Here is a 13,650-nt window from a genome sequence, read left to right as displayed (position 1 = left end):
ATTTTTAAAATTGATCTGATTTTTGTTTAATTTCAGCAATTAGATCACGAATTTGAATAGCTTCTTCAAAACGGTTGGCATTAGAGGCGTTTCTCATTTCTTTTTCCAAAATTTGTATCTGTTTTTCAATCTCTTTTTTATTCATTTTTTTCTCATGAAGAACTTTGCTTAATTTTAGAGCATTTGGATTTATACTTTCAGGAATTGGTTTTTTTATCGTTTTTGGAATTATTTTATTTTCCTCATTGTGTTCGATTTGAATTTTTCGTTTAGCCAAATTGTCATCAATAACTTCTTGAATTATTTTTGTAATTCCGTCGGTAAAAAGGACTACTTTTCCTGATTGATTTCGAGCAGCACGTCCAATTATTTGAATTAATGATGTTTTTGATCTTAAAAAAGAAGTAAGACCTGCATCTAGTACAAGAATCAATGAAACTTCCGGAATATCAACACCTTCACGAAGCAAATTTATCCCAACAATTGCATCAAAAATTCCTTTTCGTAATTTAATAATAATTTCATCACGTTCAAAAGTTGTCATTTCTGAGTGCAAATAATAAACGTTGTGTAATTTTTTTTCTTGCAAATATTTGCTAATTTCCTCAGCGTTTCGTTTTGTTGTTGTTAAAATTAAAGTTCGTTCCTTTTTTTGTTTTTGTAAATCTAAATATTTAGAAATTTTTGCCATTTGATTATCAGTATTTTCAATTATAATTTCAGGATCAAGCAATCCAGTTGGTCTTATAATTTGACTAACAACTTCGCCATCAGTTTTTTCAAGTTCATATTGAGCTGGCGTGGCTGAAACAAAAATTTTAGGCTGTCTAAATTGTTCAAACTCATATAATTTTAAAGGACGATTATCAAGCGCAGAAGGAAGACGGTAACCATAGTCAACAAGAGTTTGCTTGCGACTTCGGTCACCTTTGTACATTCCATCAATTTGCTTGACCATCTCGTGAGACTCGTCAATAAAAATTAGGGCATCTTGGGGTAAATAGTCAAGCAAAGAAAATGGCTGTTCATCTTGTTGACGACCGTCAATATGACGGGCATAATTTTCAATTCCAGAACAAATTCCAAATTCACTCAAAGAGTCAATATCATTATTAACTCGGTCTTTTAGCCTTTGTTTTTCGACAAGTCTATTATTTTGCTCAAAAAAAAGTAAGCGCTCTTCAAGCTCAATTTTAATAGACTCAATTGCTCTATCAATTATAGATTTTTTAACGCTATATGCAGTGGCAGGATAAATTGTATAGACTGAATAGGTTTTTATTAGCTTTTTTGAGACTGGCTGAATTGTGCTAATTTTTTCGATTGTATTGCCAAAAAATTCAACCCTGATATTAAAAGTTTCATCTCAAGCTGGAAAAATTTCAATTACATCGCCTTTTAGTGAAAAAAGTCCGGGTTTTTGCTCAACAGAGTTATTAAGATACTTAATTCGCGTTAGTTTTAGGGCTAATTCTTTTGGTTTTATTTCCTGACCCACATTTAAAAGCAAAAAATTATCATGATATTCATTCGGATTTAGAGTTCCATAAATTGCCGAAACTGAAGCAACAACGATAGTATCATTTCGTTCAATTAACGAATTAAGGGCTGACATTCGCATTGCTTCAAGATCAGCATTTGTTTTACTTGTTTTTTCAATATAAACATCTTTTGAAGGAAGGTATGATTCAGGGCGATAAAAATCAAAGTATGATACATAAAATTCAACCCGGTTTTCGGGGAAAAATTCCTTAAATTCTGTATATAATTGAGCAGCAAGCGTTTTATTGTGTGACAAAACTAACACTGGCTTGTTAAAGTGCGCAATTACATTTGCCATTGTAAAAGTTTTTCCAGAACCAGTTACACCCATCAAAATTTGCGATTCTTTGCCAGTTTCAATGTTTTGAATTATGCTTTTTATTGCTTTGGGTTGGTCGCCACTAGGTTTATAATTTGCTCTAAGGTTGAATTTATTAAATTTTTTTTCACTTATCATTTGAAATCAGACCGTTTTTTTGGAGAATAAGAGAAATTTTAGCACAAATTTCCCCTATTCGATTATATTTATTTTTGTGGACCTTTGTCTGATTAATTTTTTTGGCTTTTAGACAAAAAAAGGGAAAAAATTAAATTTTAAATACTTATTAAAAGCAATAATTTCAGCAGTTTGTGGTATAATTTTTTATTTAGGAATGAGGAAAATGGAAAAAATAAAAAATTTTAAAAGAAAAATAAAATTTTTAACACTTCAGACAGGTTTATTTGCATCAGTGCCTGTTATTTTTGTTGCATGCACTGATAGCGAAATTCCTGAAATTTCAATTCAGAATATACAGTCAAAATCTGTCGAACTTTTGCTAAATAATATTGCACTAACTCCACAAGACAATATAGCTAAAACATTCAAAGTTGAATTGAGAAAAGAAAACACCGAAAACTATGAGCAGGTTAAATTTTCAGCTTTTCGCGCACTTCATGACAATAAGCCCAAAATTTTGCTAAAAATTAACAATTTAGACGCAAAAACCAAATATGTTGTCAGAATTACTCGCATTAACGGCCAAGAAGAAGAGCAATTATTTGTTCGCGGAAATGTTTTTCAAACTAATCCAAATCCAACAATAATTCCTGGTTCATTCCAAAAACTAGATGCAGCTGACCCTTCAAGCCAATATGATTTTAAGGTTTCACTTTCTGATACAACTTTGAGCTCACAGCCAATCGATGTTCAATATAGAAAAGCAAACGCGCTTCGATCTAATCCTGAAACACAAACTTTTACACATAACTTAAGATCTGATCAGTCATTATATGTAAACCTCAAAAATCTTGAGCGGGACACAACTTACATAATTTCGGGACTTTATGATCAAAAAGGTAACTTGCTAAGTTTTGATGAGAATTTATTCCCATTAACTTTTAGAACAGATGGTGATATCGTTGGTGTCGAGGTTTCTAATAGTAAATTTCCAGGCCAAATTCATAGTGATCTTCAAAATATTGACGTTGATTTTAAAGTTAAATTTAGTCCTGGAATAGTTAAAATTAACACTGTAAATAATTATAGTCTTGTTTTTAAACGTGAAAATACAGCGGTTCAAACTGGGTTTGATCAAATTAACAATAAAGATATTGAATATTTAGCAAATTATTTAAGACCTGTAGAAAATGAAGATAATACTTTTATTTTTAGAGTAAAATTACCTTGAAGATCACAAAATAATTTTTATAAAATTGTTGGCGGATATAACAAACTTTTTACTGACAGTCATATTTTTGATCAAAATCTTATTGATTCACCAAATATTTTGAAAATTAACCCAGCAATTTTAGACCAAAAATTTCAAATAGATACTTAATTATCAAGGGTTTTGTATTTAAATGGAAAGAATTAATTTTTCTCGTTACTTTAAATTGCATACTCAACAAAAATATTTTATTTGAAACAATCCAGATGCACAAAATTCAGACGAAATTGAAACAGATGATAATGATGATTTTGGTCAAGAACTTTGAGATTTTGACTCTTTTCATGAAAATGAAATAAAATTTCCCGAATTACATGAAAATATTTTTAAAAGTTTTAACAAAACATTTTACTTTTATATAAAAGAAAAGTTTGCTGACAAAAAAGTTTGCCTTGTTTCTAAATTTTCAATTGATGAAAAAATTGAGCAAACCATTGATTTTTACAAAAATCAAAAATGCGATATAATTTTCAATCCTGCCTTTGAATATAAAAATGCATCGGCTAATCCGTCAGTTTTTTTTGTTTCTAACAAAAAATTAAGTATTTTGAAACTTTCTACCTCAACTAAAGTCAAAGATTATTTAAGAGCAAATTGAGATTTTTGAATATCAAATTATATGCTTCGAGAAATTAGCGGTGATTTAAACCCGATTCATGAAGTATCTTATTTTTTAATTAACACAGTTGAACACCCAATAAAAAATAAAATTGAATTTCATGAAACATTCTGAATTTCAAGGTATAAATCAGCAAAAACTGTATCCAAAGCTGATTCTGAAAGTGGTAATATTTTCCTTGCAAAAAAAATTGCAAAGCAAAATGGGCTTAGTTTAGATGAGTTTTGGGATAATACATTTTTAGAAAACAATAAAATAATAAAAAACTTATTCAGAAATCAAATTGAAAAAATTTCTAAGGTTAAAGATAAAAAAGTTGTTCACATGATCCCTGTCAATATTGCTATTGATGAGATAATCGATGCTAAAAATGTAACAAAATTTACTAAACCTAGCGAAATCGATAACAGCGCCTTTGAAAAAAGTGCTAACTTTGCTTTTCTTGTTGAACAGTTTTATCCTCAACTGACTGGTATTAGCGGAACACTTTTAAATTCTAGAAAAATTTTATCACTTGTTAATGATGAATCTAGGCTCATTTCTTTTGAAACAAATTCATATTGATATAATTTTTTCAAAAAAAGTAATTCAATAATTATTAATGAACTTGAAAATTTAGAAGCCTTCATTAATAAAATGAATGGAAAAAAAATCGTTTGGTATGATTTTGAAGCTCTTTCCTTGCCTTTTCCAGCTATTGATTATGCCCAACCTTTTCAACAAATTGTTACCCAAGTTTCAATTGTTGTTACTGATAATGGCGAAATTTTGCCTCAGGATTTTAACGAAACTAATGTTGTTTTTGATCCTAAAAGTTATAGTTGGGATAATTTTTGCAAAATAATTGATAAAATTTATCTCGAAAGCGCTGATTTTTACGTTGTTTTTAACAAATCATACGAACTTACAAGACTTAAAGAAATGGTTAACATAATTTTTATGCATTACCAAGAAAATAATCTATATCATGAGGCAATTGAAAAAATTCAAACATATCGAAAAAAAGTTGATGAAATAATTGCTAAAACTATTGATTTAAAAGACCCATTTTCAAAATATTGAATTGTAATTTCTGATCTTAAAGGTTTTTATTCGATTAAAAAAATTGAAAATTTTATTAATAAATATAATTACAATTTAGATCACTTAATAACACCTTATAAAAAATTAACCGTAAAAAATGGTCTTGAGGCAATGATTAAAGCCGTTGATCGTTATTTCAATTACATTGGAGACATTGAGTGAATAGAAGTTAGAAAAAATTTACAAATTTATTGCCAAAATGATGTCATAGCAATGATAATGGTTTGAGATTTCTTGAAATTTGTTTATGAAAATAGGGATAAATTAGCACATATTGAAACAAAAACACCTAAAAAGGTTGCGCTTTTTTAGGTACCCCGAGTTTCCCAGAAAAATAACTATCAAAGCAAAAACACATAATTTTAAACACAAGCCTCATGAAAGAAAAATCTACTTATTAATCAAATAAAGCAAACTAAAAAATCTAAAATTTTAACTTAAAAAGCAAAATCATAAGAAAATACAACTACTATTTAAACACAATGCAAATAGAAAACTCGTTTTTATTTGCATCGAGCCTAAAAAAACATATGAAGTTTTGAAAGAACAATAATCAAAAGCCTTAAATTTGAAGATTTCTAAACGGGTAAATTTAAGACATTCCATCATATTTAAAAACATAATGGAAAATTCGCATTTTCTAATTTTTTTACGGCAAAAACATAACTAATTCCCCCTTAATTCAATATCAAAATTTATTAATTATTCTTAAGTGAGACTTATTATAACACAATTTTATTTTAGACCGAACATTTTTTTTTTTTTTTTTTTTGCAAAGGGTTAATTTTAAAATAATAAAAATTAAGATTTTACGTCAAAAAACCCGGATTTACGGGTATTTTTACATATTTAGATTCAATAAAAAGTGAATTTTTGCCATCAAGCTACCAAACTCAGGAAAATAGGGCTAAATTAGCACATATTAAAACAAAAACACCTAAAAAGGTTACACTTTTTTAGGTGTTTTTTTCATCTTTAATAGTTAAATCAGTTAAATATTGCTTACCTTTTGGAGTTATTCGGCGACCTCTAGGAGTTTTTTCAATTAATTCTTTTTCAATCAGTGGCGGCTCAATTATGTTAATAATTGTTTGTCGATGTTCCTTTAATACATTAGCAAGAACGTCGAGTGCGACAGGTTTTCCTTTAAAAATTTTGAATAAGGTGTTCAAATATTCAATGTTTATTTGAGAAAGACCTTGGTTATAAATGCCAATGCTGTCAAAAGTTTTGTTGACAATTTCACGGTCAATTTTCTTTTTATTCAAAACAAGTGCAAAATCACGAATTCTTTTTAATAAATTATTTGCAATCCGCGGAGTGTTATTTGAAAAACTAGCAATGTATTTAATAATTTCCTTGTTGACTTCCAGTTTCAAAATTGCTGCCGAATTTGAAATAATTTGAACCATTTCATCAGTTGTATAGTTGACAATTTTAGCAATATAGCCAAATCGATTTTGCAAAGGTGTTGAAATTTGCGCTAGTTTTGTTGATGCAGCAATTAGTGTAAAATGTGGCAATTTCATTCGCATAATTTTTTGCTCACCATCAACGCCAATTTGTAAATCAATAACAAATTCTTCCATTGCTGAATATAAAAGCTCTTCAATATTCTTATTAATTCCGTGAATTTCGTCAATAAAAAGAATTGTGTCTTGAGAAATATTTGCTAAAACAGCAAGAACATCGGCCTTTTTTTCAAGCAATGGTCCTTGTACATACTTAATTTTGGATTCAAGAACATTTGCTACAATGTTTGCTAAGGTGGTTTTCCCCGTTCCAGGAGGTCCATAAAATAAAATATGATCTAAGGCTTGTTTGCGTTTTTGAGAAGATGAAATTAAAATTTTCAGTGTTTCAACCAATTTTTGTTGGCCAATAAAATTATCAAAATTTATTGGCCTAACTTCTAAATTCTCTGGCATTTGAAATAATCTTGATAGCTTGTTCTATTAAGTTTTCGAAATTTTCATTAGGCTCAACTTTTGTCAGTGCATAATTAATTTGGTTAGGTTTAAAGCCAAGCATTTTTAGTGTTTCTTCAAGTTCTGATGATGTTTTTTCTTCGACTGAATTATTTTGGAGAATTTCATCATTCAAATCGTCAGTTTTCTCAACTTCTTTAGAATCAGTTTCAAGAATATTTTCCTGATTTTGTTTTTTGTCATTCTCAAGAAATTTTTTGTATTTTCCGTGAAATTCAAAAACAATTTGTTTAGCATTTTTTTCAGAAAGATATGGAATTTTTGCAAGACCTTTTCAATCATTTGCAGCTATTAAATTAATTGCGTTTTGCAAGCCACCGTTAAGGACAGAAATAGCCGTTTTTGGACCAACCCCTTGAATTGAAATTAGATCTTCAAATAAAATTCTTTCACGGAAGCTTGCAAATCCGTAAGTTATTTTTGAATAATCATTTTCATATTCGTAAAGATAAATTTTTCTATTTTCATCGGTATTAAAACGGTCAATCCGCGGAACATACAGTAAATATCCGCTTCCTTGATTTTCAATAATTAAATAATTTTTATTTTTTGAGACAATTTTTCCATATTGATAAATTTGCATTTTTGCTCCCTTATAGTAATTTGTTGCAACCTAAATTAATTTTTTAACCGTTTTTGGCCAAAAAAAGGAAAAAATTAGGAAAAAGAAGCAAATTTTACTATTTTTTACCAATAATAGAGCGGAAAATTCTTATTCCCAAAGTTAAATTTTGTTATATCTTGCTTTTTAAAAACAACTTTTACTTTTTCGCGACGAGCATATTCGCCAAGTGATGAAACAACTATGTCATTTCCATCGCTAAAATCGGTAAAATCATTAAGATTCTTAATGAATAAAAAAGGCGGTTTATTAATTGCTAGATAATAAAAAAGCTTAGAATCAACTATTTTTTGATAACAAATATTAGGAATATGACTAATATTTGTTTCAGGTATATTAATTTCTGTTTCAATTAAAAATGTTAATTTTCCAAAATCAATTGGAAAATTACGCAGTTTTTGTGCGATTATATAGTTAATTTTGTAAATATTTTGCGAATGATCATATGACGGGTTTTGGGTTAAAAATTTTAATATTTCATCGATTTTTTGGTTACTATGAAAGTCTAAATCAAAGACGCTATAAACAGGGTTTTTATTATCAAATTGGTAAATATGGGCAAGAAAATGGCTTTGTATATTAAATGTTTGCTGAACTTGACTTTTATTGTCAATAATTGACTTAAACTGCCCGCTACTTGAATTTACCTCAAGAAATGAGGCTTTTTTTGCTGTTATTAAGTTAAAAAATTTTTTTATTTCTATTTTTCAGTCATAATTTATTTGACTGTCTAAATTTATAATCACTCAAGACAAAAAGTTACCTAAATTATGGGCTTTTGCAAAATTTTTGTATGAATTTCTAATTTTTTCCAGCATTTTTGGTGATTTTGCAGATATTTGCATAATCAAAATATTTTCAAAATAAAAAATGGAAAAATTAGAAATTTTAACAAAAAACGGCAAGATTTTGTTGTACGAAATATAAAAATTTTTAGCAAAATCAGCACTTATTTCAAAAGGAAAACTAAAGCTTACCAGAAAACTTGGACTTGCAAAGTCAAGAATTAGTTTGTCAACTAGTCGATTTTTAAAGGTTTTTTTGTATTTTGCAATGTCAAAAATTGATTTTTGGATTTGGATTAGAACAAAACCGTTTTTTGAGCTATCCTGAAAAAAAACTTGAAAATTATTGTTAAAAAGAAGCCTTTTTTGAAATTTGATAGTAATTGAACCTTTTCTTCAATGGTCAATCCGTGAAAGAAATAATTTTTGGTATGGCTCTTCAAGAAGTGAAATAAAATCAGATTGACTCACCCAAAGTCCTGTTAGTAAATTGTTGTTTTCAACAATATATTTCAAACTAGGAAGTGAAAAAACATCGCTAACACGGATTCTTTTTAAATCAGCATCATAAGTAAAAGGAATTAAAGGGAGAATTTTTGTTTTTTTATTATTGGCAAAAAGTAAAACTATGATCAAAAAGCAAACAAAAAAAATACTAATTAGCAAAATTAGCGCAACTATTAAATAAGTTTGAATTTGTGCAGACATTTTTACGAAATTTTTTCAATGGACTTATGAGTTTTAACAAGTGTTTTTATCCCTTTATCACCAGGAATATCGAAAAATTTGACCAAAATTGAGTCAGCGCGCACTTCCAAAATGATTCCTTTACCAAATTTTAGATGGGATATGTGATTTCCAGGGACAAATTCAACATTTTCTGAATCAGTTTTTTGGTAATTAAGCTTTCCAGTTGCATCAAGTTTGCGAAATTGATAAAACTGTTCAGCCTTAATTTTCATCTCTTTAATAAACGGTGAAATTGAATTTTGATTAGATTTTCAACGGCGACCATAATCATTATGAAAGCTACCACGAAATCCGTTTGTTATGTATAAAACTTTTTTTGCCCGGGTTACTGCGACAAATGCTAGCCTTCTTTCTTCTTCGTATTCGCTCTCAAGATTTTGGTCAAGAACTTTTTGCGAAGGGAAGACTCCTTGATTCATCCCAACTAAAAAAACATACTCAAATTCAAGTCCTTTTGAAGAATGAACAGTTAATAAGTTGATTCGATTTGGGCTTTCAGTTTGTTCAAAATGCGAAATAACTGCATAATCAAGGTAATCAGCTAATTTTTTGTTAGGATTTTGGATTTGTCAATTATCAAGTGATTCATAATATTTTCCTAAAAGTTCTTTTGTGTCTTCTTCTTGTTTAGGGTCTTTTATTGAGCTAAAGTAGTTAATTTTTTTCAAAAAAGAGTCAAGAACTTGTGAAAAAAGTTTAAAAACTGTCGGGTTTTTTTCTTCAATTTCAATCTTGAAACGTCTTGCAGCGGTTATTCGTTCAAAAAGATTTTTAATTTTGGCTTGATTTTCAATAGTTAGCGGAATTTTACCGTGAGTATCTAATAAATTGATTTTTCCTGAATAGTATTTAAATAAAAAATCGTACAAATTAAGTTCAAATTTAGCCGCTAAATCATTTAGTTTGTTAATTGTTATGGCACCGATTTTTTTTGCAGGTACATTAATAATTTGCTCAAAAGCATAAGGATCAGAATTTTCGATGACTTTTAAAAAATAAATAGCTTCACGAACTTCTTTTTTTGCAGCAAGAGGCGAATTTCCGTGTTTTATATAAGGGATATTGTAGGCATCAAATTTGTTAATTATTTGTGCAAAATAAAAATTTGAGCGTGCTAAAATTGCAATATCGCGATAATTTACTTTGTTTTTTGTAATTAAATTTTGGATAGTCTCATAAATTCAATCAACTTCAGCGCCTCTTTCATTGCCAAGATCTTCAAAATGAATATCAATTTTTTCGGTTGAATGAGCTACTAAATTCTTTTTTATTCGGTTTTTATTATTTGCTATTAAATGGTTGGCCGCATCAAGAATATTTTGTGTTGAACGGTAATTTTTGTCAAGAATTACTGTTTGTAAATCAGGATAGTCATTTTCTAAATTAAGAATAAGCGATGGATCAGCTCCTCTTCAGGAATAAATAGTCTGATCAGGATCGCCAACAACAAATAATTTTGTATTATCTTTGATAAAATATTTTAAAATAGAATACTGAATTAACGAGGTGTCTTGAAATTCATCAACAAGTACAAAGTCAAATTTTTTCTGTCAACGACGGGCAATTTGTGGACTTTTTTCAAATGCTATTTTAGTATAAAGCAATAAATCGTCAAAGTCAATTATGTTATTTTCCCTTGTTTTTTCAATGTAATTTTTATAAACATTGGCCTTAATTAATTCAGCTTCAGTATTTGCTAGCTTGAGTGCCTGAGCTGGAGATTGTTCTAAATTTTTGGCTCTTGAAATAAATTCAATCGCTTGAAATGCAGTAATTTTTTTATCGTCTTTGTCTTCAGTTGTTTTAAGATTTGCACCTAAAAGTTTTTCAATAATTTTACGCTGATCTTGCTCGTCAATTATATTAAAACGGTAATCATCTATTTGAATTTCATCAATTTCAACAATATTTTTTGCTTCAGTTCGCAAAATTAAATTACAAAGCGAGTGAAAAGTTAAAATTTGGATGTCTTTTGCCTTTTCATGAACAAGTTTTTCGACACGAGTTCGCATTTCTTCGGCTGCTTTATTTGTAAAAGTTAAAGCCAAAATCCGATTGGGATATGCCAGTGATTCATTAATAATATAGGCAATTTTTTTTGTTAAGACGGTTGTTTTTCCAGTTCCGGCACCTGCGACAATTCTTAGATGCGAACTATTGCTAATAACAGCGATTTTTTGTTTGTCATTTAGTTGTGAAAGAATATTTTGTGATGACATGATTAATTAACCTCCCAATGAATTGAACTAAAATTTGCATGAATTGAACTTAAATAATCCGCTTTTATAAGCGTTTTTTTCAAGCAAATAGTTGTTTTAGAAAAAGAATCAATAATTGTTAATTTTTTTGAACCTAAAATTGAGAGGTTATTTACAATTAAGAAGAAAAAGTTAACTTTTGAAAATAAAGCGGGAAAACTTAAGCTAATTTGTTGAAAAAAAGTTAAATTTTGACTTGAACTTTTAAAAGTTTGAAAAAAGTTAAGATCAATTCCAAAACTAAGATCTAAAATAATTGAGGAAAATAAAAGCGAAAATATTCAATTAAGACTTAAAAATGCTTCCCTTTTTAGTAAAATTAAGAATTTTTTGTAAAAATTAGGGTTTTCATCAAAAAAAACAAGTTTAGTTTTTGTTAAAAACAGTCCAATTGTTTGCTTTAAAAAAATAATTAGAAAAATGCGGTAAAAAATTACAAGTAAAAAAGCAGTTAGAATTCAAAGATAAAATTTTATTTTTGATCATTCAGTTAATACCAAAAATAGGTAGAAAAATACTAAAAAAGTAAGAAAAAGAAATACAAAATCAATTAATCCTGCAAAGGAACGTCTTCAAAAACCTGCTTTTACAAAATCAATTTTCAATTTAATTTTATCCTCTTACATTAAAATATTTTTATTTGTTCTTGGGAAAGGAATTACATCACGAATATTATCAATTCCGGTGACAAACATTAGCAATCTTTCAAAACCAAGACCAAAACCACTTGAGCCAGGGTTACCAAATTTACGCAAATCAAGGTATCATTGGAAATCTTCAACTTTCATGTTCAATTCGTTCATTCGTTCAAGTAGTTTTTCATAACGAACTTCACGTTGAGATCCACCGATTAGCTCACCAATCCCTGGAACTAAAAGATCAAAAGCTGCTACAGTTTTTTCATCATCGTTTTGGTGCATGTAAAATGCTTTTAGCGATTTTGGATAATTAATTACAACAACAGGGGCGCGGAAAATTTGTTCAGATAAAAACCGTTCATGCTCAGTTTTTAAATCAGCACCAAAAAACAGGTTCTTTTCCTCAAATTTATCAATGTGTTCAGAAAGTAATTTAATTGCTTGTTCGTAAGTTACCTGGGCTACTTGAGAATCACAAAATTGAATTAAACGGCGGCGCAGGTTTTTATCACCAACTTTTTCTAGAAATGCAAATTCATCTTTGTTACGAATTATTACAGCTTTTATTACTTTTTGAAGTAATTTTGTTGCTAATTCAATAATTTCATCAAGATCAAAAAATGCCACTTCAGGTTCAATCATCCAAAATTCAGCGGCATGTTTTCTAGTATTTGATCTCTCAGCACGAAAAGTAGGGGCAAAAGTGTAGACTTTTTTAAAACCAAGAGCATAGGCTTCGGCATGAAGTTGTCCTGTAACACCTAAAGTTGTTTTTTTGTTAAAAAAGTCTTTTTCCTCATCGTCGACAATAAAAGTTTCACCAGCACCTTCACCATCATTTGAGGTTAAAATTGGTGCTGAAAAATTAATAAATCCTTGACGACGAAAAAACTTATGAATTTCATAAAAAAGTGAAGATCTTAGTCTCATTATCACACGAAAAAGTCGAGTTCTGTGACGAAAATGTGGAATTTGCCTTAAAACTTCTAAGGAAATTTCTTGATTTTGAATTGGAAAATTATTGTTATAATTACGGCCTTTAACCTCTAAATCCTCAACTAAAACCTCTCCATTTTGCTGGCGCTCAGGAGTGCTTGTAAAAACGCCGCTAATTTCAATAGCTTCGCCAATTGCTAAATTTTCTACTTTTGTAAAGTCAATATTATCACTTTTAAGAACACATTGTAAATTTTTAAACGACGAACCATCGTTCAGTTCGACAAACATTATTTTTAAATTACCACGAATATTTGTGATTCAACCTTGAACTGCAATTTTCTTCTGATCATACAACTCAGGATGTATAAAAACTTCATTAATTGATACCGACATTTTATTTACCCCATTTTTTCAAATATTAAATATTATACCAGAAAATACTGGTATTTTATTTATTTTTTTTAACTTCTGTAAAAATTAGATTAAAATCCCAAGTTTTCCAGTTTGATGAGATAATCTTAAAAAAGTTCCGGTTTTGGGAACTTTTTAACTTTTTTGGCAAACTCGAGAAAAATAACTATCAAGGCAAAAACACTAAATTTTAAATCAAACACTAACGAAAGAAAAATCTACTTATTAATCAAATAAAGCAAACTAAAAAAGCTAAAATTTTAGCTTAAAAAGCAAAATTATGAAATTTTTAAACTACTTTTTTAG

Annotated in this window: 9 protein-coding genes; 2 read left to right on the top strand and 7 right to left on the bottom strand. The window is 28.7% G+C overall.

Annotation, left to right across the window (positions count from 1 at the left end):
- Positions 1 to 4: 4 nt before the first annotated feature.
- Positions 5 to 1,999 carry an excinuclease ABC subunit UvrB gene (gene uvrB, locus QJQ40_RS00930; protein WP_282861436.1) on the bottom strand — a complete coding sequence of 665 codons (1,995 nt, stop codon included), beginning with the start codon at positions 1,997 to 1,999 and terminating at the stop codon, positions 5 to 7.
- Between the two features lie 205 nt (positions 2,000 to 2,204).
- Here uvrB and QJQ40_RS00925 point away from each other — a divergent pair, with 205 nt between their 5' ends.
- Positions 2,205 to 3,362 (top strand): hypothetical protein, encoded by a 1,158-nt coding sequence (locus QJQ40_RS00925; protein ID WP_282861434.1) that lies wholly within the window; start codon positions 2,205 to 2,207, stop codon positions 3,360 to 3,362.
- Between the two features lie 22 nt (positions 3,363 to 3,384).
- Positions 3,385 to 5,265 (top strand): DUF2779 domain-containing protein, encoded by a 1,881-nt coding sequence (locus QJQ40_RS00920; RefSeq protein WP_282861433.1) that lies wholly within the window; start codon positions 3,385 to 3,387, stop codon positions 5,263 to 5,265.
- 644 nt (positions 5,266 to 5,909) lie between these two features.
- On the opposite strand, the gene ruvB is transcribed toward QJQ40_RS00920, so the two are convergent.
- The 6 genes from ruvB to asnS all read right to left on the bottom strand — a co-directional run bounded on the left by ruvB (position 5,910) and on the right by asnS (position 13,326).
- Entirely contained in the window at positions 5,910 to 6,881 is a 972-nt protein-coding gene (gene ruvB / locus QJQ40_RS00915; protein WP_282861432.1) for a Holliday junction branch migration DNA helicase RuvB, read from the bottom strand.
- The gene (gene ruvA / locus QJQ40_RS00910; RefSeq protein ID WP_282861431.1) at positions 6,859 to 7,524 is read right to left on the bottom strand and encodes a Holliday junction branch migration protein RuvA; all 666 of its coding nucleotides are present in this window, start codon (positions 7,522 to 7,524) and stop codon (positions 6,859 to 6,861) included. Before ruvA ends, ruvB begins: the two co-directional genes overlap by 23 nt.
- Positions 7,525 to 7,628: 104 nt before the next feature.
- On the bottom strand, positions 7,629 to 9,056 hold the full coding sequence (locus QJQ40_RS00905; protein ID WP_282861430.1) for a hypothetical protein: 1,428 nt from the start codon (positions 9,054 to 9,056) through the stop codon (positions 7,629 to 7,631).
- A 2-nt stretch (positions 9,057 to 9,058) separates the two neighbouring features.
- On the bottom strand, positions 9,059 to 11,317 hold the full coding sequence (locus QJQ40_RS00900; protein WP_282861429.1) for an ATP-dependent helicase: 2,259 nt from the start codon (positions 11,315 to 11,317) through the stop codon (positions 9,059 to 9,061).
- Positions 11,318 to 11,319: 2 nt separating this feature from the next.
- Complete coding sequence (locus QJQ40_RS00895) at positions 11,320 to 11,961, bottom strand: RDD family protein (RefSeq protein ID WP_282861428.1); 642 nt, start codon at positions 11,959 to 11,961, stop codon at positions 11,320 to 11,322.
- Positions 11,962 to 11,976: 15 nt separating this feature from the next.
- Complete coding sequence (asnS, locus tag QJQ40_RS00890) at positions 11,977 to 13,326, bottom strand: asparagine--tRNA ligase (protein ID WP_282861427.1); 1,350 nt, start codon at positions 13,324 to 13,326, stop codon at positions 11,977 to 11,979.
- Between the last annotated feature and the right edge of the window lie 324 nt (positions 13,327 to 13,650).

The organism is Mesomycoplasma ovipneumoniae, from assembly GCF_030012565.1.
In the GTDB taxonomy this organism is placed as follows: Bacteria; Bacillota_I; Bacilli_A; order Mycoplasmatales; family Metamycoplasmataceae; genus Mesomycoplasma; species Mesomycoplasma ovipneumoniae_D.
Note: the sequence above shows the minus strand (reverse complement) of the source record. Positions and strands in the feature narration are given on the sequence as shown.